Source organism: Streptomyces sp. NPDC093097 (assembly GCF_044754325.1).
In the GTDB taxonomy this organism is placed as follows: domain Bacteria; phylum Actinomycetota; class Actinomycetes; order Streptomycetales; family Streptomycetaceae; genus Streptomyces.
On the sequence record NZ_JBIVOW010000003.1, the window covers coordinates 114,947 to 140,303 of the forward strand.

General features: G+C 74.4%; 23 protein-coding genes and 1 pseudogene. 19 read left to right on the forward strand and 5 right to left on the reverse strand.

The features are described from left to right. The first annotated feature begins 54 nt into the window (after positions 1-54). Positions 55-537, forward strand: a complete 483-nt coding sequence (locus ACIQE0_RS05945; RefSeq protein ID WP_366335784.1) for a MarR family transcriptional regulator — start codon at positions 55-57, stop codon at positions 535-537. 107 nt (positions 538-644) lie between these two features. Then, positions 645-1,268 carry a disulfide bond formation protein DsbA gene (locus ACIQE0_RS05950; protein WP_402329381.1) on the forward strand — a complete coding sequence of 208 codons (624 nt, stop codon included), beginning with the start codon at positions 645-647 and terminating at the stop codon, positions 1,266-1,268. A gap of 2 nt (positions 1,269-1,270) precedes the next feature. Here the strand turns inward: ACIQE0_RS05950 and ACIQE0_RS05955 are convergent, their stop codons facing one another. After that, complete coding sequence (locus ACIQE0_RS05955; protein WP_402329383.1) at positions 1,271-2,875, reverse strand: MFS transporter; 1,605 nt, start codon at positions 2,873-2,875, stop codon at positions 1,271-1,273. Positions 2,876-3,066: 191 nt separating this feature from the next. Here ACIQE0_RS05955 and ACIQE0_RS05960 point away from each other — a divergent pair, with 191 nt between their 5' ends. Then, positions 3,067-4,053, forward strand: a complete 987-nt coding sequence (locus tag ACIQE0_RS05960; RefSeq protein ID WP_402329385.1) for a TetR/AcrR family transcriptional regulator C-terminal domain-containing protein — start codon at positions 3,067-3,069, stop codon at positions 4,051-4,053. On the opposite strand, the gene ACIQE0_RS05965 is transcribed toward ACIQE0_RS05960, so the two are convergent. Continuing rightward, entirely contained in the window at positions 4,050-5,429 is a 1,380-nt protein-coding gene (locus ACIQE0_RS05965) for a helix-turn-helix domain-containing protein (protein WP_402329387.1), read from the reverse strand. The genes ACIQE0_RS05960 and ACIQE0_RS05965 overlap by 4 nt on opposite strands. 11 nt (positions 5,430-5,440) lie before the next feature. After that, entirely contained in the window at positions 5,441-5,587 is a 147-nt protein-coding gene (locus ACIQE0_RS05970) for a hypothetical protein (RefSeq protein ID WP_366335794.1), read from the reverse strand. Between the two features lie 332 nt (positions 5,588-5,919). On the opposite strand from ACIQE0_RS05970, the gene ACIQE0_RS05975 reads away from it, so the two are divergent. The 12 genes and pseudogenes from ACIQE0_RS05975 to ACIQE0_RS06030 all read left to right on the forward strand — a co-directional run bounded on the left by ACIQE0_RS05975 (position 5,920) and on the right by ACIQE0_RS06030 (position 20,756). Beyond that, entirely contained in the window at positions 5,920-6,951 is a 1,032-nt protein-coding gene (locus tag ACIQE0_RS05975; protein ID WP_402329389.1) for a DUF3068 domain-containing protein, read from the forward strand. Between the two features lie 282 nt (positions 6,952-7,233). Further along, positions 7,234-8,526: a glycosyltransferase family 4 protein gene (locus ACIQE0_RS05980; RefSeq protein ID WP_402329391.1), complete on the forward strand. Its 1,293-nt coding sequence runs from the start codon at positions 7,234-7,236 to the stop codon at positions 8,524-8,526. Positions 8,527-8,533: 7 nt separating this feature from the next. After that, positions 8,534-9,259 (forward strand): class I SAM-dependent methyltransferase, encoded by a 726-nt coding sequence (locus ACIQE0_RS05985; RefSeq protein WP_402329393.1) that lies wholly within the window; start codon positions 8,534-8,536, stop codon positions 9,257-9,259. After that, positions 9,256-13,863 (forward strand): alpha-(1->3)-arabinofuranosyltransferase family protein, encoded by a 4,608-nt coding sequence (locus tag ACIQE0_RS05990; protein WP_402329396.1) that lies wholly within the window; start codon positions 9,256-9,258, stop codon positions 13,861-13,863. The genes ACIQE0_RS05985 and ACIQE0_RS05990 overlap by 4 nt, the downstream gene beginning before the upstream one ends. Further along, on the forward strand, positions 13,860-15,536 hold the full coding sequence (locus tag ACIQE0_RS05995; protein ID WP_402329398.1) for a condensation protein: 1,677 nt from the start codon (positions 13,860-13,862) through the stop codon (positions 15,534-15,536). Before ACIQE0_RS05990 ends, ACIQE0_RS05995 begins: the two co-directional genes overlap by 4 nt. Next, positions 15,533-16,309 (forward strand): class I SAM-dependent methyltransferase, encoded by a 777-nt coding sequence (locus ACIQE0_RS06000; protein ID WP_366335805.1) that lies wholly within the window; start codon positions 15,533-15,535, stop codon positions 16,307-16,309. Before ACIQE0_RS05995 ends, ACIQE0_RS06000 begins: the two co-directional genes overlap by 4 nt. Positions 16,310-16,313: 4 nt before the next feature. Next, positions 16,314-17,267 (forward strand): annotated as a pseudogene (locus ACIQE0_RS06005) (DMT family transporter); the annotation flags it as partial. A 178-nt stretch (positions 17,268-17,445) separates the two neighbouring features. Further along, positions 17,446-17,664: a hypothetical protein gene (locus tag ACIQE0_RS06010; protein WP_402329400.1), complete on the forward strand. Its 219-nt coding sequence runs from the start codon at positions 17,446-17,448 to the stop codon at positions 17,662-17,664. A 45-nt stretch (positions 17,665-17,709) separates the two neighbouring features. Then, positions 17,710-17,982 (forward strand): Trm112 family protein, encoded by a 273-nt coding sequence (locus ACIQE0_RS06015; RefSeq protein WP_366335810.1) that lies wholly within the window; start codon positions 17,710-17,712, stop codon positions 17,980-17,982. Further along, a complete protein-coding gene (locus tag ACIQE0_RS06020) occupies positions 17,979-18,818 on the forward strand; it encodes an FkbM family methyltransferase (protein WP_402329402.1) in 840 nt (279 codons plus the stop codon). Before ACIQE0_RS06015 ends, ACIQE0_RS06020 begins: the two co-directional genes overlap by 4 nt. Beyond that, a complete protein-coding gene (locus ACIQE0_RS06025; RefSeq protein ID WP_402329404.1) occupies positions 18,802-19,488 on the forward strand; it encodes a hypothetical protein in 687 nt (228 codons plus the stop codon). Before ACIQE0_RS06020 ends, ACIQE0_RS06025 begins: the two co-directional genes overlap by 17 nt. A gap of 236 nt (positions 19,489-19,724) precedes the next feature. Then, positions 19,725-20,756 carry a rod shape-determining protein gene (locus ACIQE0_RS06030; RefSeq protein ID WP_366335816.1) on the forward strand — a complete coding sequence of 344 codons (1,032 nt, stop codon included), beginning with the start codon at positions 19,725-19,727 and terminating at the stop codon, positions 20,754-20,756. A 169-nt stretch (positions 20,757-20,925) separates the two neighbouring features. Here ACIQE0_RS06030 and ACIQE0_RS06035 read toward each other — a convergent pair whose 3' ends face one another. Beyond that, positions 20,926-21,522 carry a histidine phosphatase family protein gene (locus ACIQE0_RS06035; RefSeq protein WP_366335818.1) on the reverse strand — a complete coding sequence of 199 codons (597 nt, stop codon included), beginning with the start codon at positions 21,520-21,522 and terminating at the stop codon, positions 20,926-20,928. Then, positions 21,519-22,142, reverse strand: coding sequence for a thioredoxin (gene trxA, locus ACIQE0_RS06040; protein WP_402329406.1), 624 nt, complete (start codon positions 22,140-22,142; stop codon positions 21,519-21,521). Before trxA ends, ACIQE0_RS06035 begins: the two co-directional genes overlap by 4 nt. Positions 22,143-22,272: 130 nt before the next feature. Here trxA and ACIQE0_RS06045 point away from each other — a divergent pair, with 130 nt between their 5' ends. The 4 genes from ACIQE0_RS06045 (at position 22,273) to ACIQE0_RS06060 (ending at position 25,053) form a co-directional block, all read left to right on the forward strand. Further along, on the forward strand, positions 22,273-23,064 hold the full coding sequence (locus ACIQE0_RS06045; RefSeq protein WP_402329408.1) for an MBL fold metallo-hydrolase: 792 nt from the start codon (positions 22,273-22,275) through the stop codon (positions 23,062-23,064). Between the two features lie 135 nt (positions 23,065-23,199). Continuing rightward, complete coding sequence (locus tag ACIQE0_RS06050; protein ID WP_402329410.1) at positions 23,200-24,075, forward strand: glycosyltransferase family 2 protein; 876 nt, start codon at positions 23,200-23,202, stop codon at positions 24,073-24,075. 110 nt (positions 24,076-24,185) lie between these two features. Then, complete coding sequence (locus ACIQE0_RS06055; RefSeq protein WP_366335825.1) at positions 24,186-24,578, forward strand: AraC family transcriptional regulator; 393 nt, start codon at positions 24,186-24,188, stop codon at positions 24,576-24,578. A 64-nt stretch (positions 24,579-24,642) separates the two neighbouring features. Further along, positions 24,643-25,053: a VOC family protein gene (locus ACIQE0_RS06060; protein WP_366335827.1), complete on the forward strand. Its 411-nt coding sequence runs from the start codon at positions 24,643-24,645 to the stop codon at positions 25,051-25,053. Positions 25,054-25,357: the final 304 nt, after the last annotated feature.

Here is a 25,357-nt window from a genome sequence, read left to right on the forward strand (position 1 = left end):
CAATCATGCGGCTGAATATTTCAGCTTGTCAAGCAATTGGTTATCCTGGTGTGCATGACACCGCGCCCAGACCCGCTGACCGTCGAGGTGGTCGAGCTCATCGGCACCGTCGTCGCCCGTTACCACGAGGAGTACGAGCGCGCCGCGGCCGAGCACTCCCTCACCGGGGCCCAGGCCCGGCTGCTGCGCGTGCTGGCGATGGAACCGATGCCGATGCGCCGCCTCGCCCAGTGCCTGAAGTGCGAGCCGTCCAACGTCACCGGCATCGTGGACCGCCTGGAGTCCCGCGGCCTGGTGGAGCGCCATCCCGATCCGGCCGACCGCCGGGTCAAGCTGGCCGTGCCGACCGCCGAGGGCCGCGCGACGGCCGAACGGCTGCGCACGTCGCTGGAGTTCGCCCGGGAGCCGCTCGGCCGGCTGACGGCCGCCGAGCGCACCCTGCTCAAGCAGCTGCTCCAGCGGATGCTGGGCATGGACGAGGAAGAGGCCGAGGCGGCCACGGAGCCGGGAGCGGGCCGGGCGAGGCCGGGCGCGTGAGGCCCCCAGGGCGCCGGCCCGGTGGCCGGCCGGTGCCGCAATTGGCCCAAGCGCGGCGTGGCAGGGTGCCCCAGGCCGACGGGCCGATAGCGCCCTAATCTGGTCCCATGACGCACCAGAGCCCCACCCGCCACTCCGTCGACTTCTACTTCGACCCCATCTGCCCGTTCGCCTGGATCTCCTCCCGCTGGATCCTGGAGGTGGAGCGCCTTCGGGACATCGACCTGCGGTTCCGGGTGATGAGCCTGTCCGTGCTCAACGAGGGCCGCGAGGACCTCCCCGAGAAGTACCGCGAGCTGCTGGACGCCGGCTGGGGCCCCGTCCGGGTGTGCACCGCGGCCGCCCAGGAGCACGGGGAGGAGGTGCTGCGCGCGCTCTACACCGCGCTCGGCACCCGGATCCACAACGAGGGCCGGGAGGACACCGCGGCCGTCATCGAGGAGGCGCTCGCCGAGGTCGGGCTGCCCGCGGAGCTGGCCCGCGCCGCGGGGCAGGACAGCTACGACGACGCGCTGCGCAAGAGCCACCACGAGGGCATGGACCCGGTCGGCGAGGACGTCGGCACGCCCACGCTCCACATCGACGGGGTGGCGTTCTTCGGCCCGGTCCTGATGGCGATCCCCCGGGGCGAGGACGCGGTGCGGGTCTTCGACGGCGCCCGGCTGCTCGCCGGCTACGACCGGTTCTTCGAGCTGAAGCGGACCCGCACCGGCGAATTCGACTTCAGCTGAGGTCAGTTGGGGAGGGCGGGAGCGGCGACTTTGGGTGCGCCGCCCGCGTCCTCCCCCGCGGCCGCCGTCGGCCGTATGCCGCGCAGCAGCACCAGCGCCAGGACCGCGGCCGCGGCCATCACGCCCGCGGCGCACAGGACGGCGGCGTGCAGCCCGTGGGTGAAGGCGTCCCGGGCGGCGGCCGTCAGGGCGTGGCCGACGCGGCCCGGAAGCCGGGTGGCGACCGCGAGCGCGCCGGACAGGGTCTCCTGCGCCGCGTCGGCGGCCCGCGCCGGGAGGCCGGCGGGCAGTGCGGCCCGGATGTCGGTGCGGTAGGCCGCGCTCCCTATGGTGCCGAGGATCGCCATCCCCAGGGCGCCGCCCAGTTCGGTGCCCGACTCCAGGAGGGCCGAGGCGGAACCGGCGCGCTCGGGCGGGGCGGCGCCGAGGGCCAGTTCGTTGCCGAGCGCCATCACCGCCACCAGCCCGCAGGCGTAGACCGCGGCGCCGCCCAGCACGAACCACAGCGGCGAGGACGGCTCCAACCAGGACAGCCAGAGGAAGCCGACGGCCCCCAGGGCGAAGCCGGCGGCGACGAGGTAGGCGCGGTCCAGGCGCCGGGCGAGCGCGGCGGACAGCGGCGCGATCCCGCCGACGGCGAGGCTCGGCACCATGTGCCACAGCGCGGCCCGCAGCGGGCTCATGCCCCGTACGGTCTGGAGGTACTGGGTCAGGAACACCGCGCAGCCGACGACCGTGAACATCGCCAGCATGTTCGCCAGCACCGAGCCGCTGAACCCACGGTGCCGGAAGAGCTCCAGGTCGAGCATGGGGTGGCGGGCGGTGCGCTGCCGCAGGACGAAGGCCGCGGCCGCCAGCAGGCCGGTGACCAGGGCGGCGGCCGGCAGCGCGGAGAGGCCGTTCCGGGCGATCTCCTTGATCCCGTAGACGGCGGGCAGCATCGCCGCCAGTGAGAGCAGCGCCCCCAGGAGGTCGAAACGGCCGGCCGCCGGGTTCCTGAACTCCGGGAGCAGCAGCGGGCCGCAGACCAGCAGCAGCGCCATCGCCGGGGTGTTGACCAGGAAGACCGAGCCCCACCAGAAGTGCTCCAGCAACGCGCCGCTGAGCACCGGGCCGAGGGCGATGCCACCGGTCACCGCCGCCGACCACAGGGCGATGGCCTTGCCGCGCTGCCGGTCGTCGGGGAAGAGGTTGCGGATCAGGGCGAGGGTGGAGGGCATCAGCGTGGCGCCGCCGACGCCGAGCAACGCCCGGGCGGCGATGAGCATCTCGGGGCTCTGCGCATACGCGGCGAGGCAGGAGGCCAGGCCGAAGAGGACAGCGCCGGACAGCAGCAGCCGGCGGCGGCCGATGCGGTCGCCGAGCGCGCCCATGGTGATCAGCAGGCCGGCCAGGACGAACCCGTAGACATCGAGGATCCAGAGCTGCTGGACGGCGCTGGGCTCCAGTTGGGCGGTCAGGAACGGCACGGCGAAGTAGAGCACCGAGACATCCATCGAGACCAGGAGACAGGGCAGCAGGAGGACGGCCAGGGCGGTCCACTCCCGGCGGCCCGCCGCCGGGGCCGGCCCCTCGGGCGCCTTTGCGGTATACGCGGTAAACGTCATGGCGGACAGCGTAAGCACCCGCGGTATACGCCACAAACTCCTTGCGGGAAAAGGGAGTTAGGAGTGCATCACACTAGTGCACCAACGGGGAAGGACGTGCCGCGACGGGGCGGCAGAAGGGCCGCTGCTAGGCTCCACCGCGCCCAGAACGCCGAAGGATGCGCTTGGCGCACTAGTACGGAGGACGCCGCGTGACCCCGTCCGCACCACCGCCCTACCGCCGGATCGCGGACGAGATCCGGGCCCGTGTCGACGCCGGTGAGCTGGCCCCGGGCGACCGGGTGCCGTCGACCCGGCGGATCACCCAGGAGTGGGGGGTGGCGATGGCGACCGCCACCAAGGTCCTCGCCGCGCTGCGCCAGGAGGGCGTCGTCCGGGTGGTGCCGGGAGTGGGGACAGTGGTCGCCGAACCGGCCGTCCCCGAAGCGGCTCCTGACACCTCGCCACGTCCGCTCCCGGGCGGCGAAGGGGGCGCGGCGAAGGAGCGGCGGACGCGGGAGGCGGACGGCGGGCTGAGCCGCGAGCGGATCGTCCGGGCCGGCATCCGGGTCGCGGACGCGGAGGGGCTCGGGGCGCTGTCGATGCGCCGGGTGGCGGCCGAGTTCGGGGTCTCCTCGATGGCGCTCTACCGCCATCTCGCCGGCAAGGACGAGCTGGTGATGCTGATGGCGGACGCCACGTTCGCCGAGGTGCGGCTGCCGGAACCGGCGCCGGCCGACTGGCGGGCCCGGATGGAGGCGGGCGCGCGGCTCCAGTGGGCGGTCTACAAGCGGCACCCCTGGCTCGCCCAGTACCTGTCGATCAGCCGGCCGCAGCCGATGCCGCGGGCGATGGCGCTCATCGAGTGGACCGTGGCGCGGGTCGAGGGGATGGATCCGCTGACGCTGCTGCACATGGCGGTGACGCTGCTGAACCACGTGCGGGCCGCCGCCTCCGGCTTCGAGGACGACAGGGAGGCCGAGCAGCAGACGGGGATGGACCGGGGCCAGTGGATGGCGTCCATGGAGCCGGCCTACGAACGCATCCTGGGCTCCGGCGCGTATCCCATGTACGCGGGGGTGGACGGGCTCGCACTCGACGCGGTCACCCTGGACACCGTCTTCGAGTTCGGGCTGGCGCGGCTGCTGGACGGGATGGCGGTGCTGGTGGAGGGGCGGGAACGGGGCGGGCGGGTCTAGGACCTGCCCCTTGGGCCGGCGTGGGTCCGCAGCGCCCCAGGGGGCCGGTCCGCACCGAGTTCGCCGCGCAGGCGCCGGGCCCGTAGGACCAGTTCCAGTTCGAAGCGGCGGTCCGGGTCGTCGACCTCCTCGCCCCACAGTTCGCGGATCTGGCGGAGGCGGTAGCGGACGGTCTGCGGGTGGACGCCGAGGCGGAGGGCGATCTCCGGGGCGCCGCCGCGGGTCTCCAACCAGGCGAGCAGGGTCTCGGCGAGCCGCCGGCCGTGGGCCGGGCCGCAGTGCGCCAGCGGGGCGAGCCGGCGGCGGGTGAGGTCGTCGATGAGTTCACCGGGCGGGAGCAGGACCAGTGCCTCGGTGTGCTCGGTGCACTGGAGGAGTTCGCCTGCGGGCAGCAGTCCGCGCTCCATCAGGTCGACGGCGGCGGCCGCCCAGCGCAGCGACTTGCCGGCGTCCAGCAGCGCTACGGCCGGCCCGATGGCGCCGGACCAGCCGGCCGCGGCGCGGGCCAGCAGCTCCCGGCGGCCCGGGGCTTCGGGGTCCGGCACCACCAGCCGGGGCCGTTCGCACTCCATGTCCAGCAGGATCCCGTCGGCCACCGCGGGCGCCACGGCCTCCCGGTCCGGGCGTAACAGCACCGCCACCGCGACCCGTTCGGGCAGCGGCCAGCCGATCAGCCGGGCCCGTTCGGCGAGTTGGGGATCGGGGGGCTCGGGGTCGGCAGGGCCCGGGGGCTCGTCCGAGGCGGGCGCGGCCGGGAGCGGATCGCCGGCGGCCGAGCGGGTGCGTCCCGCGCCCTCGCGGTGCCGGCGCCGGGTGCCCCGGGGCGCCGGGTCCCCTTCGGCGAACAGCTGGTCCATCAGGCGGCGTTGCATCCGGAGCCGTTCGCCGGCCTGGCGGGCGGCGGTCTCCGCGTAGCCGCGGACGGACTCGGCGACCAGCCCGTCGAGGTACTCGAAGCCGGACTCGGCCAGTTCGTACATCGCGGGGGCGGGGATGGCGACCTCCTGGCCGATCTCCGCCAGTCGCCGCCAGGCCATCCGCACCCCCAGCCGGTAGATCGCCTGGAGGGCGTCCAGGCTGCGGCCCTGGAGGACCTCGCCGCGGCCGAACTCCTGGAAGACCCGGGGGTGGACGTGCGGCCGGTCCATCCCGGTGGTGAGGTGGGCGACGAAGTGCTCCAGGGACTGGCGGATGCCGACCAGGGCCCGGGGCTCGCCCGACTCGTCGGGTATCAGGGGGAGTTGGGGGTACTCGCGGCGGATCTCCCGGAAGATCTCGTGTGCCAGCGAGGGGACCTCCTCCAGGGCGAGGGCGGCGAACCGGTGCACCTGATAGGACGGCACCTCCCGCCAGGCCGAGCGGACCGCGCTCCCCACGGCGGCGGCCCTTACGCGGCGGGCCGGCCGAAGGTCACCAGCGGCACGTTCGGTTGCCGGGGCGTGGCCTCCAGGGCGGCGACGATGCCCAGCGCGACGCCCACGGCCAGGGCGGCGGCGGCCAGTGCGGTCAGCGCGGCGGCGAGCGTGCGATGCATGGCGCGGCGGTCCCTTCGTCGGCAGCCGGTACCGGGAGAGCGGCGTGAGCCGGTACCGGAGAGCGGCACTGGAGAAGTACGTCGATGCGCGGACGGCCACGGGGCGGGCGGCCCGGCGGCCCCGCGGCCCGCTGGGGCCCGACGGCTCGAAAGACCGGCGGCGGTGCCGCGTTCCCACCGCGCGGCGCCGCATCGGTCACGGTGCCTGCCGAGTGTGGAAGGGCATTGACGCGCTGTCAAGGGTTCGCTTACGTTCCCGGCCCATGACGCCGCATCCCGGCGCCGCACGTGCACCAGGGCGTGTTCCCCCAACCGCTTCCAGGAGTGCCCGTATGCGTCCTTCCACCCCTCCCGGCCCCGCCGGACACCCCGGATCCGCCGGCCGTCCCGCGCCGGCCCCCGCCGCCCGTACCGCCTCGCCGTGGTCCCTGGCCCTCCTGGGCACCGGCGTGTTCCTGCTGGTGCTGGCCCCGCTGCTGGTCTGGTACGTGACCCCGCGGGCCGCGGTCACCCCCGTCGACGTCGATGTGACCACGGTCTTCACCGGCACCGGCAGCTACTTCGACACCGGCTCGCTGACCACCCGGGAACGGCAGCGGATCACCGTCACCCGGCACGTGCTCGGCGACGTCGCGGCCGCCGAGCGGAGCGGCCGGGCGGTCTGGGACGTCTCCACGACGGTCGACACCCCGCAGACGCTGCCCCTGAACGACCCGCGCCGGGCGTTCCAGTGGACCACCGGCCGCTGGGTCACCGACCGGCGCAGCAACGCCCCGGTGCACTGCTGCGGGGAGAGCCCCGGCCGGTTCGACGGGGACGCCTACCTCAAGTTCCCCTTCGACGTGGCGAAGCGGACCTACCGCTGGTGGGACGACACCCTCGGCGCGGCCGTCCCGCTCCGCTTCGCCGGCACCACACGGCTGTCGGGGATCACCGGCTACCGCTTCACCGGGACCGTGCCGGCCACCCGGACCGGCACCCGGCAGGTCCCCGGGCGGCTGGTCGGCCGGCCCGAACAGGGGCAGATCCAGGCCGAGGAGTGGTACGCCAACACCGGTATCAGCCTGGTCGTCGAGGAGCGCACCGGCCGGATCGTCGACGCGTCGATCTCGCCGCTCAAGACGCTGCGGGCGCCCGGCGCGCGGCGGGACGCGGTGGTGCTGCTGCGCGCCCGGAACCTCGCGTTCACCCCCGCCACCCGGCGGGCTCAGGTCACGCTGGCGCGGGCCGAGAGCGGGAAGCTGACGCTGGTCGGACGGACCCTGCCGGTGGTGGCCGCGGCGGGCGGCGGGGCGCTGGCGCTGGCCGGCGGGGTGCTGGTGGCCCGCGGCGGGCGGCGCGGTGGCCGGTTCTCACCGGTGTGACGAAACAACGCCCCTTTCCGGAGCGGTTTTTGTCATCCAGGTGAGTAGCCGGGGCGCTCAGGGGCGCGAACACTGTCCCTCCCAACCGGAACACGCCCCCACCGCACGAACACGCCCTCGTACTCGCAACACGCCCCGGTATCCGACCCCCGCCTCCCACCCGGGACACGTCCCACACCGACCGCCCCCACACCCGCCGACCCCCGCACGACCCGCACGACTCAGCACGCAGTACGTCGCCCCCACCGTTGGTACCGCACCCTGAGACGAGTTGGATCGCACATGCCGCAGCATGTCCCGCCCTCCGCACCGCCGGCCGCCGTTCCGCCCGCGGCGCCGGCGCCCCGTACGCCGTCCGCGGCCGCCGCTCCGGCCGCGGAGGCCCCCCGAAGTCCCCACCGGATCGTGTTCCTGGCCCGCCGCGACCTGGGCAATCCGGCCGCCGGCGGCTCCGAGCTGCTGGTGGACCGGATCGCCGACGGGCTCGCCGCGCACGGGCACCAGGTCACCCTGCTGTGCGGCGGACCCGCCTCCCCCGGGAGCCCCACCTCCCCCAAGAGCCCGGCCTCTCCCGGGGCCGGCGCACCGGACCCGCACCCGGCCCCGTACGACCGGCGGGAGGCCCGGAGTCCGGAAGGCACCGCCGCCCGCGCCTACCGCGTCCTGTCCGCGGGCGGCGACGCCGGCCACTTCCTGCGCGTCCCCCGCCAGGTGGCGCGCCGGACCGGCGGCTGCGACCTGCTGGTCGAGGTCTGCAACGGCATGCCCTACCTCGCCCCGCTCTGGCACCGCGGCCCCACCCTGTGCCTGGTCAACCACGTCCACACCGACCTGTGGCGGATGCGCTACCCGGCGCCCGCCGCCCGGCTCGGCCGCCGCCTGGAGCACTGGGCGCTGGCCGGCACCCACCGCGGCAACCTGATGGTCGCGGTCTCCGACTCCACCGCCGCGGCCCTTGCGGACCTCGGCGTCGCACCGGACCGGATCCGGCTCGTCCACAACGGCGTCGAGGAGCCCGGCCCGCTCCTCCCCGAGGACCCCGAGCCGCTGTTCCTGGCCATGGGCCGGCTCGTCGAGTACAAGCGGATCGACCTGCTGCTGCGGCTGTGGGAGCGGGTCCGCCCGGTCACCGGCGGCCGGCTGGTGATCGTCGGCGACGGCCCGGAACGCGACCGGCTGGCCGCCCAGGCCGGCCCCGGCGTCGTCTTCACCGGCCGGATCTCCGAGCGGCGCAAGCACCAACTCCTGTGCTCCGCCTGGCTGCTGCTGCACCCCTCCCTCGTCGAGGGCTGGGGCCTGGTGGTGATGGAGGCCGCCGCGCGGGGCACCCCCACCGTCGGCTTCGACATCCCCGGACTGCGGGACTCCGTCGCGGACGGCGCCACCGGGCTGCTGGCCCGCGGCGAGAGCGCCTTCGCCGCCCACTGGTGCACCCTGGGCCTGAGCGCCCGCCGCCGGCACACCCTGGGCGCCGCGGCCGCCGACCGCGCCGCCCGCTTCAGATGGAGCCGGACCGTCCGGAGCTTCCGGGCGGTCGCCGCGGAGGCCTGCCTCCGACCGCCCGCCGGGCGGTGACCGCCCCGTGCGCGACCCCTCGCTGCGCAGGTCCCTCGCCCTCTTCCACGCCTTCCTGAACGAACCGACCGACCCCGAGCACTGCTACCGGCTGCTCGCCCGGGACGCCGCCGACCAGGTCGAACGGTACGTCCCGCTGCGCGGCGCGGTGGTCGCCGACGTCGGCGGCGGCAGCGGCCACTTCACCGAGGAGTTCCGCCGCCGCGGCGCCCACGGCTACCTCTTCGAACCCGACACCGCGGAACTGACCGCCCGCGGCCGGCTGCCCGACGGCGCGGTGCTCGCCGACGGCTACCTGCTGCCGCTCGCCGACGGCGCCGCCGACGTCTGCTTCTCCTCCAACGTCCTGGAGCACGTGGCCGATCCGCAGACCTTCCTCAGCGAACTGGTGCGGGTCACCCGCTCCGGCGGACTGATCTACGTGGCGTTCACCAACTGGCTCTCCCCCTGGGGCGGCCACGAGACCGCGCCCTGGCACTACCTCGGCGCCGACCGGGCCCGCCGCCGCTACCAGCGCCGCACCGGCCGCCCCGCCAAGCACACCCTGGGCCAGAACCTCTTCGCCGTGCACGTCGGCCGCACCCTGCGGCAGGTCCGCGCCCGGGACGACGTCGCGCTGGTCACCGCCCGCTCCCGCTACGCGCCGTTCCTCGCCGAGGCCATCCCCCGCCTGCCCGGCGTCCGCGAGATCGCCACCTGGAACCTCCTCCTCATCCTCCGGCGGTTGCCATGACCCAGACGCTGAAGATGTCCCCGTCCCCCGGAGCGCCCGACGCCAGCGGCACCCCGGCCACCGCCCCCGCCCCACCGCCCGACGGACCCCGGCGCAGGCGCTGGCTGCTGGCCTTCTGGGCCGCCACCCTGGTCGCCTTCCTGATCCCCTCCCCGGGGAAGATGACGTTCGAGACGAAACTGGGGGTGGCCGCCGCCCCCTGGCGGTTCCTCACCGAACTCGGGCAACTCTGGCACGACCAGGCCGGCTTCGGCGGCCTCGCCGACCAGTACATCGGCTACGCCTTCCCGTCCCTCCCGTACTACGGCGCCACCCACCTCGTGGGCCTGCCCGTCTGGCTCGCCGAGCGGCTGTGGATGTCGCTGATCGTCACAGGCGCCTTCTGGGGCGCGCTGCGGCTCGCCGAACGGTTCCGTGCCGGCAGCCCGCGGACCCGGCTGCTCGCCGCCGCCTGCTACGCCCTGTGGCCCGCCTTCACCATCGTCGTCGGCTCCACCTCCGCCGCCGCGCTGCCCGGCGCGCTGCTGCCCTGGGTCCTGCTGCCGCTCACCGACCCGCGGCTCACCGCCCGTACCGCGGCGACCCGTTCGGCACTGCTGATCCCCTGCATGGGCGGCGTCAACGCGGCCTCCACCCTGGCGTCCCTGTTACCCGTCCTGCTGTACGCGCTGTCCCGCACCGGAGCGCGCCGCCGCGCCCTGCTCGGCTGGTGGCTGCCGGGCGTCGTCCTGGCCACCGCCTGGTGGACGGTGCCGCTGCTCCTCCTGGGCCTGCACGGCGAGAACTTCATGCCGTATATCGAGCAGGCCGACACCACCACCGCCACCATGTCCGCCACCGAACTGCTGCGCGGCGCCGGCAACTGGGTCGGCTACCTCGACTTCGGCACGCCCTGGCTGCCGGCCGGCCAGACCATGACCGGCAACGCCGTCGCGGTGCTCGGCTCGGCCCTCGCCGCCGCCCTGGGACTGGCCGGCCTGGCCCGCCGCGACCAGCCCGAACGGCGCTGGCTGCTGCTGACCGTGCTGACCGTCGCGCTGATCGCGCTGGCCGGCTACGGCGGCACCCTCGGCGGCCCCCTGCACGCCGCCTGGCAGGACTGGCTGAACGGCTGGCTGCGCCCGTTCCGCAACATCTACAAGTTCACCCCGGGCCTCGGCCTGGCGCTCGCCCTGGGCCTGGCCCACCTGCTGGGCTCCCTCCGGTGGAAGGGAACCGGGCGGCGCGCCACCCGCCTGCCCGTCCACCGGCTGCCCACCGCCGTGGCCACGCTGCTCGTGCTGCCCGCGCTGGCCCTGCCCTACCTGGGCGGCACCATCCTCCAACCGGGCGCGTTCGGGCGGCTCCCGGCCTACTGGAAGCAGACCGCCGGCTGGCTCAAGGACCACACCCACGGCAGCCGCTCCCTGGTCGTCCCCGCCACCGCGCACGGCCTCTTCACCTGGGGCTCCCCCATCGACGACCCCCTGGACGTACTCGCCCGATCCCCTTGGGCGCAGCGCGACTTCGTGCCCTTCGGGACGCCCGGCTCCCGCCGCGCCCTGGACGCCGTGGAAGGGGCCCTGCTCACCGGGGCCGAGGTCCCCGGCCTGCGCGACTACCTGCACCGGGCCGGCGTCCACGACGTCGTCGTCCGCAACGACCTCGACCCCGACCAGATCGGCTACGTCCCCCCGCAGACCGTCGAACGCACCCTGGAGGCGTCCGGCTACCGCAAGGTCGCCGCGTTCGGCCCGCTCACCACCGCCGGACGCATCCCCGCCGAGACCCCCGTCCAGATCCAGGGCCTCTACCCGCGCCGGCGCTCCGTGGAGATCTACCGGCCGCAGGGCATCGCCGAACCCGGCCCCGTCACCGCCCCCGCCGCCGCGGACACCGCCCAGCTCAGCGGCGGCCCGGAAGCCCTCCTCCAGCTCTCCGCCGACCCCGCGCTGCGCAACCGCGCCACCGTCCTCACCGGCGACCGCCACCCCGGCGTCGCCACCCCGCCGCTGCAACTGACCGCCGACGGGCTGCGCCGCGCCGACACCCGCTTCGGCCTGGTGAACAGCAACACCTCGTACACCTACACCCCCGACGAGACCAACCCGCCGGGCAGCGTCCAGGACCCCGGCCGGCCGCCCCGGCAGATCCTCCCCACCTCCGGCACCGCCCACCAGACCACCGCCGCCCTCCGCGGCGCCGCCTCGGTCACCGCCTCCTCCAGCGGCAACTGGCTCTTCTACCTGCCGCAGTACGACCCGGTCAACGCCTTCGACGGCAACCCCGACACCGCCTGGGCGGAGGGCAGCGCCGGCAACCCCGTCGGCCAGTGGATCCGCATCGCCTTCACCACCCCCACCACCATCCCTGCCAGCCTCTCCGTCACCCCGCTGCGCGGCGACGGGCTGCGCGCCGCCCCCACCTCCGTCCGCATCCAGACCGACCGCGGCAGCGCCGACAGCCCGCTGCGGCCCGACGGCTCCCGCCAGCAGGTCAAGGCCCCGCCCGGCAAGGCCACATGGCTCCAACTCACCATCCTCGGCACGCAGACCCCGCGCGCCGGCCTCTCCGGCGCCGGCTTCACCGAGATCTCCGTCCCCGGCGTCCAGGTGACCCGGCTGCTCCGGCTCCCCACCGACGCCACCGCGTCCACCGCCCCCTCCCAGGTCATCTCCCTCCACCGGGGCAGCGACCCCGGCGGCCTCTCCCCGGCCTCCGCCGAGGTCGGCCTGCACCGCCGGTTCGACACCGGCCGCACCGCCCCGTACGCCGTCTCCGGCACCGCGCTGGCCGTCCCCGGCCCGGCGCTCGACCGGCTGCTGGACCGGGTCGCCCCCGAGCAGAAGGACCGCATCACCGCCACCGCCGACTCCACCAGCTTCGGCTTCGGCCAGTCCCTCAGCCCCCGCAACCTCGTCGACGGCGATCTGACGACGGCCTGGATCGCCGGTGACAGACCCACCGTCCACCTGCGCTGGCCCGGCAAGAAGACGATCGACCGGATGGTGCTGGCCGCCGCCGGCGGCATCTCCACCCGCCCCGAGCAGATCCAGATCAACTCCCCCTACGGGGCGGCCACCGCGGGCGTCGACGAGAACGGACTGGCCCGCTTCGACCCGATCACCACCGACCGCCTCGACATCACCATCAGCAAGGTCAAGGAGCTGACCCTCAGCAACCCGGTCGCCGACCAGGCCCTCCAACTCCCGGTCGGCCTCAGCGAGATCTACCTCCCCGCCCTCGACTCCTACCGCACCCCGCCCCCGGCCCCCGACAAGCGCTTCTCCCTCCCCTGCGGCCAGGGCCCGCCGCTCGCCGTCGACGGCATCCTCTACGCGACCGAGGCCGGCGGCCGCGTCCGCGACCTCACCGACCGCCGCCCCGTCACCGTCCGCCCCTGCGACCCCGCCGTCACCCACGGGGGACTGCTGCTGCGCGCCGGCCAACACCGCGTGGAGGCCGGCGACCAGGGCCCGTTGGCGCTCACGGACGTGACGCTGCGACGGGGGACGGGGGCCGCGACCGCGGGGACCGACGAGGCGGCAGGGTCCTCAGGGGCCGCCGGAGCGGGCGCTACGGACGGGGCGACGCCCTCCGCCGCCGCCCCTGCCCCGGCCCGGACCACCACCGTCGAGGACTGGTCGGGCGACCACCGCACCGTCGCCGTCGGCGCCGGCCCGACCGCCTATCTCCAGCTCCACGAGAACGCCAACGACGGCTGGCACGCCACCCTCGACGGCGAGGAACTCGTCCCGCTCCGCGTGGACGGCTGGCAGCAGGCGTTCCTCGTCCCGGCCGGCGCCGCCGGCACCGTCCACCTCACCTACGCCCCGGCCACCTTCTACCACCTGGGCCTCATCGGCGGCGTCCTGGGCATCGTCCTGCTCCTGGCCTCCGCCCTGATCCGCCGCACCCCGCGCACCCCGCGCACCCCACCGCCCGCACCACGGCAACCGCCCGCCCCGTCCTGGGTCCTGGGCACGCTCGCCCTCACCGCGGTGGTCGCCCTGGCCGCCGGCCCGTACGCGCTGATCGTCGCGCCCCTGGCGCTGGTGGCGCGCCTGCGGCCCCGGGCGCTGGTGCCGCTGGCCGGCACCGCGACGCTCGCGGCCGGCATCATCGCGGCGCTGGGCGCGGGCCGCCCGCTCGGCGACCACGCCGGCGCGTTCAGCGGCCCCGCCCAGGCTCTGGCCCTCCTGGGCCTCACCGCCGCCGTCGTCACGGTGCCGACACCGGGGGGTGGTTCGGCTGGTGGCGGATCGTCTGAGGGCGGTTCGCCTGGTGGTTCGCCCCAGGGGGTGTCCGGGGGTCCGTCCGGGGGTGCTTCGCCTGGTGCCGGTTCGGCTGGGGGCGCTTCGTCCGATGACGGTCCGTCCGGCTTCGGTGCCGTGCCTCCGGCCCGTCCGCCGTCCGGGCCCCCGCCGCTCCCACGTCGCGACCGGGGGCAGAACGGGGATACGGGGACCGGGGCGACCGGGACGGGGGCGACCGCGACGGGATCGGGTGCCGGGGGCGGTTCCGGGACCGGGTTCGGGGCCGCTCAGTCCGGTTCCGCAGGCACGGGCCCCGGCTCCCCCGGCGCGCTCCGGCCGTCCGCCCCTGGGGAGGACGCCCCCCGATGACCGCCCTGCAACCGGCCCGACACGACCCATCTGAGGGAGGGGATTCCCGCTCACCCGACGGGCTCCCCCCAGAACCGATCCCTCCGAAACGGCCGTCTCCAGAAGGGCGTTCACCGGACGGGCGCCCATCAGGTGAGCTCTCACCAGACGGACGGGACGCCCCCGCCGCGAGCAGGCAGCGGCCCCTCCCCCGCACCTGCACCACGAGTCCCCGCATCCCCTTCCCCCTTGTGGACGAGATCTCCCGCCACTGCCTGGAGGACGACGAACCCGAGACCGTCCACGTGGAAGTGCACCTCCCCGGCCGGCTCGACCACGAACGCCTGCGCACCGCGTTCCACCAGGCGCTCGCCCGCCACCCCCGCGTCCTGATGCGCCAGGTGCCGGTCCGCTGGTGGCACCGCCAGTACACCTGGCAGCTCACCCCCGCCCCCGACGTGGACCCGGTCGTCTTCCCGCCCCCGGGCCCCGACGCACTCGCCCGCGCCCGGGTCCGGGCGCTCACCGACTGCCCTCCCCTGGACGCCTCACCACCGCTGCGCCTGGAGGTCATCGACCCCCCGCATGCCCCCCGGGACGGCCGGCACGAGTCCCCGCCCCGCGGCACGGTGCTCCTGCTCACCATCCACCACACCGCGCTCGACGGCCCCGCCGGCCTCCGCATCCTGGCCACCGCCGCCGAACTGTACGGCGGCACCCACGCCTCTCCGCCCCCACCGCCCACACCCACCACCACACCGACGCCCCCCACCCCTCACCACGTCAGCCACCCCGACCGCACCAACCACCTCCCCCTCGCCCGCCCGGCCCGCATCGCCCCCACCCGCCCGCTCCCCCACCAACACACCACCGGGCCCTCCTCAGAACAGCCCCAACAGGACACGAGCACGGCCAGCGGCAACGGCAACGGCAGCCGCACAGCCAAGGGCAACGGCGTGCTCCTCACCGACCTCCCGGTCCCCACCCGTCCCCCACACCCCACCGGCACCCGCCCCCCGTACACCGTCAACGACCAACTCCTCGTCGCCACCTACCTGATGACCACCCGCTGGAACGCGCTGCACAACCGCCCCACCGCCCCCGTCGTCATCACCATGCCCATCGACGACCGGCCACGAGGCCCCCAGATGCCCATCGGCAACGGCACCCGCCTGACCCCGGTCCACTTCCCACCCACCACAGCACCCACCACTCCTGGCGCCCAGACGGTCTCCCGCCTCCTCCACCACACCGCCACCCACACCCAAGCCCTGAAATCCGCTCCCGGCCCCCAACTCGCCTGGCCCGCCTCCCTACTGACCACCCTCCCCCTCCCCATCGGCCCGCGCCGCGCCCTCACCCGCGCCCTGCGCACCCTCGCCGCACCCTGGACGCCCACCACGCTCCTCTCCAACATCGGGCGCATCCCCTACCCCCTGGACTTCGGCCCCGCGGCCGGCCGGGCGACCGCGGTGTGGTTCTCCGCACCGGCCCGGATGCCCCGCGGGCTGAGCGTCACCACCGCCGCCACCAGCGACGGCGACCGCATCCACCTCGCCCTCCGCTGGTCCCGCACCCTCCTCGACGACGCGGCCGCCGCCCGCCTGCTCGCCCTCTTCCGCTCCTCCCTCGCCGCCACCGCCTGGCCGCCACCCGAAGGAGCCGACCCCCCGGCCGCAGGAGACACCCCATGACCGCCCTGCAGAACTTCTACGAGAACCCCGCGGTGCCCGTCGCCTCCGGCCACGCCCGCAGCCGACGCCAGGCCCGCCTCCTGGCGCGCGCCCTCGGCCCCGTACGCGCCGGGGCCCCACCCGCCACCGTCCTGGACATCGGCTGCGGGGACGGCACCGCCGCCGCCACCGCCGCGGACGCCCTCGCGGGCCACCGCGTCATCGGCGTCGACTGGTCCCAGGACGCCCTCCGCCGCGCCGCGCCCCGCATCGACCACGTCGTACGCGGCCAACTCACCGACGACGGCCTGCCGTTCGCCACCGGTTCCGCCGACGCCGTCCTCTTCAGCGAGGTCATCGAGCACCTCGTCGACCCGGACGCCGCCCTGGACGAACTCCGCCGCGTCCTCCGCCCCGGCGGCCACCTGCTGCTCTCCACCCCGAACCTCGCCGCCTGGTACAACCGCGGCCTCCTGCTCGCGGGCGTCCAACCCGTCTTCTCCGAAGTCAGCCTGCGCGCCATCCACGGCCGCCCGGGCACCCAGGTCGTCGGCCACCTGCGCCTCTACACCGCCCGCGCCCTCCGCGCCTTCCTCACCGCCTCCGGCTTCGACGTCATCCGCATCGCCGGCGCCCCCTACCACGACGTCCCCCGCCCCCTTCGCCCCCTCGACCGCGCCGCCTGCCACGCCCCCTCCCTCTCCTCCATCCTCCTGGCCCACGCCCGCCCCACTCCGTCACACCAACCCCGCCCCCACCTCGCCACACCACCCCAGAAGAAGGGAAGGAGGTAGGCCCATGCTCTGGTGGGGCGTGGCGTCCGCGCTGCTCGCCAACGTCCTCTACAGCACCGGCTTCGTGCTGGAGAAACGCGCCCTCGCCGCACTCCCCGCACTCAGCACCCGCCGGCCCGCCGGGCTCATACGCCACCTCCTGAGCAGCCCCCTGTGGCTCGGCGGCTCACTCGCCCTGGCCGCGGGCTTCGCCGCCCAACTCGCCGTGTACCGCACCCTCCCGATAGCCGCCGCCCAGGGCATCTTCATCTCGGGCCTGGTCCTGCTCCTGCTCCTGTCCTCGGTGCTCCTGGGCGAGCGCACCAGCGGCCGGGAACGACGGGGCACAGCGGCGATCCTGGTGGCACTCGTACTGGTCGTCGCCTCCCTCCGGGACACCGATGCCCAGACCGTCGCCCGCACCGCACCGCCCGCGATCCTGCTCACGATCGCCATACCGTCGCTGGCCGCGGGCCTCCTGCTGTACCGCTCGGCGGAGCTGCGCGCCCGACGCCGCCACCGCCTCCCCACCGCCGGCGTCTCCTACGGGGTGGCCGTCGGACTCCTCTACGGCGTCAGCTCGTTGGCGATCAAAGGCGCCTCCGGCCTGGTCAACCTCCACGACCTCCCGGCCACCGCGCCGGCGCTCCTCCACTCGCCCTACCCCTACCTCCTCCTCTTCACCGGGGCCACCGGCCTGGTCCTGTCGCAGACCGCCCTCCAACGCTGCCGGGCCTCCGTGATCGTCCCCGTCTGCACCACGGTGAGCTGCGTCTTCACCGTCGCCTTCGGCACCGTCGCCTTCGGCGAACCACTGCCCGGCGACCCCCTCCGCCTAGCCCTGCGCCTGGGCGGCACAGCCGTGGCCCTGACCGTCCTCCTCCTGCTGCCCCGCCATGAGCCACCCCCGCAGGCCCACCACCAGCCTCACCACGACGCGCCCGCACCAACGCCCACTCCAAGGCAGCCAAGGCAACCAAGCCGGTCAGGTCCGTCAAGACGCTCAAGACCCCCGACCACCCAACACACTTCCCCTCACACTTCCCGACGCGCCAACCAACCACCGGACCAAGCACATTGGGCCGACGACAGGAAGCCACGACGACCGAGAAGTCGGCGGCCGGGAGAGATGGCACACGAGAAACCCGCATGAGCACGTGCCGCACACGACGTACGCGGCGCACCCAACGCGCCCCACGGACGGCGCGCACCACCCATCGCGCACCACCCCATCCCGCACCGAGCACCGCGCCAGGAAGGGAGCAACCAGTGGCAAGTTCGAGGCAGAGGTCAACGTCGAGGCCGAGTTCGAGATTGAGGTCGAGGTTGAGGTCGAGATTGAGGTCGAGGTCGGCACGGAGGAATCACGCGGTTGAACCCGGCGCCGTCGAGCGCGGCGCGGACGGACGGAGGAACGCGTCATGAAGGCCGACGACCCGCTGCTGAAGATCCTCGCGTGCCCGATCGACAAGGGGCCGCTGACGCTGCTGCCCGACGAGGTGGCGCTCTACAACCCGCGGCTGCGTCGGCGCTATCCGATCCTCGACGGGATTCCGCAGCTGCTGCCGTCCTCCGGGGAACAGGTCTCGGACGCGGAACACGAGCGCGTGGCAGGCGAAGTCGAAAAACGTCGGAGGGCGACTGACGCCCCCTCGGCAGCCGGCCCCGGGCTCGGACCGAGGGCGGGATCGTGACGCTTGCGGCGCGGGTGGGGCGCCGGCTGCCGGGGCGACTGGTGTCAGCACTGGCGGCCGGGCTCTACCCGCGGTTCGAACCGGAGCTGGGGCGGCTGGCCGACTTCTGCCCCGCGGGCGGCACGGCCGTGGACGTCGGAGGGTGGTACGGCCCGTGGACCCGGCACCTGGCACGGCGCGCGGACCGCGTCGTCACCGTCGAGCCCGTCCCCCACCTGGCCCGGCTACTGGCCTCGCTCACCCCCGCCCACGTCGACGTCGTATCCGCCGCGGCCACCGACCACACGGGCTGCGCCACGCTCTGGCTGCCCCCGGACGGCCGCGGCGACCGCGGGGTCTCCTCGCTCGTACGCCGAGACGTGCACTCCGTCACCCTGGACGTGCCCTGCCTCCCCCTGGACGCGCTGGACCTCACCGCCGTCACGCTCATCAAGATCGACGTGGACGGTGGAGAACTGGCCGCCCTACGCGGCGCGGCGCGCACCATCGAGCGCGAACACCCGGTGCTCTTCGTGGAGTTGGAGACCCGCATCCAACCGCTCGCGCCCGTACTGGAGTGGACCTCGGCCCGCGGATATCGCGGCTGGGTCCTGCCCCGCGACAACTGGCTGCCGCTGGCCGACTTCGATCTGTCCGCCCATCAGTCCCGCACCTCCCACGTCGCCGAACACGGCCTGCTGCGGCGCTCCCTCGCCCCGCACCGCCGCTACGTCAATTCCGTGCTCTTCCTCCCCGACGGCGCCCGCCCCGGCACCGCGCGCACCGCGCCGGCCGCCTCCTCCGCGCCTTCCACGGCCGCCATTCGCGACCATGTCCATCATGAACCCCACCACTGACAACGCCCCGTCCCCCGACCCTTCGCGCGACCCGTCCCGCGGCTCCGGCACCCCCGCCGACCTGCCCGGACCGCTCGCCTTCCAACTCGTACTGCTGCGCCGCATGGCCGACCACCAGCCGGCCCTCGTCGAGGACGCCCTCCGCCAACTCGGGGTCTCCCGCGCGCAGATGCGCGAAGCCAACCGCCGCTGGCAGGCCCGGATGCACAGCCCCCGGGCGCGCGCCGGCGTCCAGCCGTACCGGGCGCTGCTCGGCACGCCCGGGACCGTGACCACCCGCCGCATCGGCGACCTGACCTGCGAGGCGCTCGCCTGGCCGGTCCCGCTCTGGCCGGACCTGCGGTTCGAGGTCCTCACCGCCCCCGGGGGCGGCGTCTGGAACGCCTGGCTGGTCCGCGCACCAGGCGCGCCCGCCCCCGACCTCCGTACGACCGCGGACCTCGCCCCGTGGTCCTGCACCGTCGACGAGGTCGCCCGCGCCTTCGCCCCGGCCCGCCCGCTGGAGGGCAGCGCCCCGACCCGCTGGCGCCTGGCCTGCACCGCCCCCGACCCGGACGGCGCCCCGCAGCACGTCGTCGCGGAGTTCACCTGGGGCCTCTACCAGCGCCGGGGCGACGGGACCGAGGAGACCGGGACCGGCGCGACGGAGCCGGCACCACACCAGACCTGACGGAAAGTCACCAACACCGCCGAGCCCTGGCACTCCCCCCGCTCACGGCGCTCGACTCCCCACCTCCGCACCCCGCGACGGCACCCCTCCCCCGCCCCATCCCCCAGGCGGACGCGCTCAACGAGCGGGGTCGGTGACCGGCCCGGAGGATGGCGCACGAGCGCCACGTGCGGGCGCTCGTGCCCAGTACGGCCCACCGCGGACGCCCACACCGGCCCATCGGGGAGGAATCCACCATGACCATCAGCCTCGCCCAACTGCGGCGCTGCTCGGCCGCCGTCGACCTCGGCGCCGCCCGGACCAGGGTGTACGTCAAGAACCAGGGGCTGGTCGTCGACGAACCGACCGCCGCCGCGGTGAACACCCGCACCGGCTCGATGCTCGCCGTGGGCGCCCAGGCCGAGCTGATGGACGGCCGCACCCCCGACTACATCCGGGTGGTCCGGCCGGTCTCCAACGGGACGGTCGTGGACATCGACATGGCCCAGCGGCTGCTGCGCCACCTGGTCGGCACCAAGCTGCGCAAGACCTGGCGGCGGCGCCCCTCCATGCGGGCCGCGGTCTGTCTGCCGTACGGCAGTGAGCCGCTGGCGCAGCGGGCGGCCGTGGAGACCCTGACCGGGCTGGGGGCCCGCCGGGTGGAACTGGTCGACACGCTGGTCGCCGCGGCGGTCGGCTGCGGGCTCCCGGTGGAGCAGCCGGAGGCCACGATGATCGTGGTGTGCGGTGCGGGCACCACACAGGTCGCGGTGCTCTCGCTCGGCTCGATCGTGGCAGCCGAGACCGTCCCGGTGGGCGGGAACGCCATCGACCACGCGGTGGTCCAGCACCTCCGGCTGCACCACGAGTTGATGCTGCCCAACCAGTCCGTGCGTCCGCTGCATCTGATGCTGTCCCGGGAGGGCGACCTCGCCCCCAGCTCCACCGAGGTGCACGGGCGGGACGTGGTCAGCGGGCTCGCCCGGTCCGTGCACGTGGACACCGAGCGGGTGCGGCGGGCCATCATCACCCCGCTGACGGCGATCCTCGACGGCATCGGTGCGGTGCTGCGCCGCTGCCCGCCGGACCTCGTCGCCGACCTGGGCGAACGCGGCATCATGCTGGCGGGCGGCAGCGCGCTGATCCCGGGGCTGGAGCCGATGATCCACGAGGCCACGACGATGCCGGTGCACATCGCGGACCAGCCCGGCACCTGCGCGGTGCAGGGGCTGGGCGCCATGATCGAGGGCAAGGTCCAGCCGCTGCACCTCGACCCGTTGGCGCCGTAGGCGCGCGGCCTCGCCCCTCAACGCCGCAGGCCCACCGCATCGCCCCACCGGCCCCGTAGCCGCACAACCGCCCACAAGAAGGCGCCCACGAGCCTCCTCACATAGGCGCCCACATCCACGGCCGCCCACAAGAGGACGTCTGCAAACAGCCCCTACAGACGTCAGCCCCCTACAGACTGCGGGCGTTCCACGCGACCACCGCCGGGCGGCCGTGTTCGGTGCCCAGGACGCCGACCGCGCCGGTGCCGAAGGTGAACAGGCCGCCCGCCCCGGCCGGCAGCCCCAGGCGGCGGGCGGTCAGTACGCGCAGGAAGTGCGCGTGCGCCACCAGCGCCACATCGCCCTCGCCGGCCTCCAGGTGGGGCGCGACCAGCGCCAGTACCCGGTCGGCCCGCGCGCCGACCTCCTCGGGGGACTCCCCGGGGTGATCGGCCGGCCCCGGGGCGACACCGTCGTCGAAGAGGTACCAGTCGGGCCTGCCGCGCCGGATCTCGGCGGTGGTCACGCCCTCGTCCCCGCCGTAGTCCCATTCCCGCAGGTCATCGAGGACCTGCGGGGTGGGCAGCCCGGCCAGTTCGGCGGTGCGCAGCGCCCGTGTCATGGGGCTGGCGTAGACCCGTGCGAGCTTCCGGCCCGACAGCAGCGGCCGCAGTGCGCGGGCCTGCTCCTCGCCGTTCGCGGTGAGCGGAAGGTCGGTCCAGCTGGTGTGGCGGCCGTCGCGGCTCCACGCGGTCTCGCCGTGCCGGACCAGCAGCAGCTCGCTCACTCGCCCTGCGCCTGCTGCGCCTGGGCCTCGGCGACCGACGCGCGGACCTCGTCCATGTCGAGGCCGCGGGCCTGACCGATGACGTCCTCCAGGGCGGCCTCCGGGAGCGCTCCGGGCTGGGCGAACACCGCGATGTTCTCGCGGACGATCATCAGGGTGGGGATGGAGCGGATCTCGAAGGCGGCGGCGAGTTCGGGCTGCTTCTCCGTGTCGACCTTGGCGAACACCAGGTCTCCGTGGGTCTCCGACGACCGCTCGAAGACCGGTCCGAACTGCTTGCAGGGGCCGCACCATTCGGCCCAGAAGTCGATCAGTACGAAATCGTTGCCGGAGACGATCTCGTCGAAGTTCTCCTTGGTGAGCTCCACGGTGCTCATGCGCGCTCCTTGCTTGCTGTCGCTGGTCTCTGCTCTTCGTTTGGTTCCGGCGTACGGCGCCGTGCCGCGCCCGGGGGAACGCCCCGGGCACCGGCGGAAGCCCCGGCCGGGGCTTCCGTTGCGCCTGGTCCCGTCACGCTGCCGTAACGGGATCACCCCGTGCGCTATTCCGCATTCCGCATTCCGCACACCGGAAGTCCGGACTCCGCAGTCCGGACCGTCCCGCTCCCCTGCCCACACCACGCCGTCCTAGGCATCCCGTGGCCGACATCACTCCCCGTGTCGCCGTGCCTCCCGCTTCCCGGCCCGGCGGCCCGTTCCACCGCCCCGCCCTACGATGGACGGGGGGTCGCCCGGAAGGAGGCGTCAGCCTATGGAGACGCGCGTCGACGAGATCGCCGACGGGATCTACCGGATCTCCACCTACGTCCCCGATGTGGCCGCGCCCGCCGGCTTCACCTTCAACCAGTTCCTCATCGACGCGGAGCAGCCGCTCCTCTTCCACCTGGGCATGCGGCACCTCTTCCCGGCGGTCTCGGAGGCCGTGAGCCGGGTGGTGCCGCTGGACCGGCTGCGCTGGCTGGCGTTCGGGCACGTGGAGGCCGACGAGTGCGGGGCGATGAACGAGTTCCTGGCCGCGGCCCCGCGCGCCGAGGTGGCGCACGGCCTCCAGGGGTGCCTGATCTCGCTCAACGACCTCGCCGACCGCCCGCCGCACCCGATGGCGCACGGCGAGACGCTCGACCTGGGCGGCAAGGAGGTGCTCCGGCGCCGGGTGCTGCACCTCAACACCCCGCATGTGCCGCACAATTGGGAGGCGCGGGTGCTGTTCGAGGAGACCACCGGGACGCTGCTGTGCGGCGACCTGTTCACCCACCTCGGCAACGGCCCCCCGGTCACCGATCACGACCTGGTGGGGCCGGCGCTGGACGCGGAGGAGATGTTCCGCCAGACGTCCTGTCTGACGGCGGCGGTGGGGACCCTGCGTTCGCTGGCCCAACTGGCGCCGAAGACGCTGGCGGTGATGCACGGCTCGTCGTACCACGGCGACGGCGCGGCCGCGCTGCACGCACTGGCCGACGGCTACGAGGAGCGGTTCGGTCCGGAGTTGGCGTTCGCCGCCCGGGCGAGCGCCCTCGCCGGCGCCAACGCCCCGCAGGGCTGACCGCGAAACGCACTGTCCAGCGGCGCTCCGGCCGGGTCCCGGACGGAACGTCGCGGGGCCTGCGTCGTGGTGCGCGACGCCCTGCGGCGGCGGCTAGCATCGCTGAAGAGACCACCAAGAACGGAGTGTTCATCTGTGCGTCAGCTGCGCGTAGGCGTCGCCATCTTGACCATGGGAAACCGCCCCGCCGAACTCCAGGAGCTGCTGGATTCGGTGGCGAAGCAGGACCTCCCCGCGACGCACATCGTGGTCGTCGGCAACGGCTCGCCGCTGCCGCCGCTGCCCGATGGCGTCACGGGCGTCTCGCTGAGCGAGAACCTCGGCGTCTCCGGTGGCCGGAACGTCGCCCTGGACGAGCTGCGCAAGCTCGGTGACCTGGACGTGGTGGTCGACCTGGACGACGACGGGCTGCTGATCAGCACGGACGTCTTCAGCCGGCTTGCGGAACTGTACGCGGACGACCCGAAGTTGGGGATCGTCAGCTTCCGGATCGCCGACGAGCTGGGCCGCACCCAGCGCCGCCACGTCCCGCGCCTGCGGGTCGGCGACCCCGCGCAGGGCGGGCTGGTCACCACGTTCCTGGGCGGCGGGCACGCGCTGTCCGTCCCGATGCTGGACCGGGTCGGCGGCTGGCCGGACGAGTTCTTCTACGCCCACGAGGAGACCGATCTGGCCTGGCGGGCACTGGACGACGGCTGGCAGATCCGCTATGCGCCGGAGCTCGTGCTCCAGCACCCGTACACCTCGCCGACCCGGCACGCGGTCTACCACCGGATGGTCGCCCGGAACCGCGTCTGGCTGGCGAAGCGCCATCTGCCGGCCGTCCTGGTGCCCGTCTACCTCGGCGTGTGGGCGGCACTGACGGCCGTCCGCAGCCGCTCGGCGGCGGGCATGCGGGCCTGGGCCGCGGGCTTCGCCGAGGGGGTCCGGACCCCGTGCGGCCGGCGGCGGCCGATGCGCTGGCGCACGGTGTGGCGCATGACGCGACTGGGACGCCCCCCGATCATCTAACCGCCCCCCTCCGGTCAACGGCCGCCCGCCCGGCGGCTGTTGACCGGAGCGCGGGACGCGGGCCCGGCCCGGCTCCCCTCCCGCCCCACCGGATCTGCTGTGATGGGGCGGTGAGCCGTGCCACCGAGGACTCCAACCGCCGCATGCTGCGGGCGCGTGACGCCATGGACCGGGCCTACGCGGAGCCGCTGGACGTGCCCGCGCTGGCCCGCATCGCCCAGGTGTCCGAGGCGCATTTCACCCGGACGTTCCGGGCGACGTTCGGCGAGACGCCGCACCGCTACCTCCAGCGCCGCCGGGTGGAGCGGGCGATGTTCCTGCTGCGCGAGACCGACCGCAGCGTGACCGAGATCTGCTTCGCGGTCGGCTTCGGCAGCCTGGGGACCTTCAGCCGGACCTTCCGCAGCATCGTCGGACGGTCGCCGCGGGAGTACCGCAAAAGCGCGAAGGCCACCGGGGTGCCGATCTGCTTCGCCATGTCGTGGACGAGACCGCACTCCTGACGCCCGCTCCGACCGAGCAGTTACGGAGAAGTTTTCCGCCGCCGCGCCGCCTAGCCTGATCTGCATGTTCAACGCCATCACGCACTCGCAGATCTACGTTCTCGACCAGGACAAGGCCCTGGACTTCTACGCCGGCACGCTCGGCCTGGAGGTGACGGCCGACGTCGACATGGGCTTCATGCGCTGGCTGACGGTCGGCGTCCCCGGCGAGCCCGGCCGCCAGATCCTGCTGGAGAAGCCCGGACCGCCGTCGATGTCGGAGGAGACCGCGGCCCAGGTCCGCGACCTGGTCACCAAGGGGGCGATGGGCGGTTGGCTCATCTTCACCACCGACGACTGCCGCAAGACGTACGAGACGCTGCGGGAGCGCGGGGTGGAGTTCACCGAGGAGCCGACCGAGCGCCCCTACGGGATCGACTGCGGCCTGCGCGACCCGTTCGGCAACCGCATCCGCTTCACCCAGCCCATCGGCTAGCCCGCGGCAAGAGACACAAGGACACTCCACCCGAGGTCGCCGCTACCGCAGCAATCCGCCCATGGAAGCGGCGACTTCGGCCGGTGCCTGAAAGCGACCTGACGGCGCCGGCACCCCTCCCCCGCCCCCGCGGGACCCCGCTCCACCGCCAGGCCCGCCAGGGCGCCTCTGGGACCGCTCAGAGCGCCACCCCGCCCCACCCCACCCGCCACCGGCCCCGCCGCGCCCCTCGGGTGCCACGCGATCACTTCCCTCGCCGCCTGCGAACCGGAACCGATCAGGCATGTGGGGCATGAATCTCATA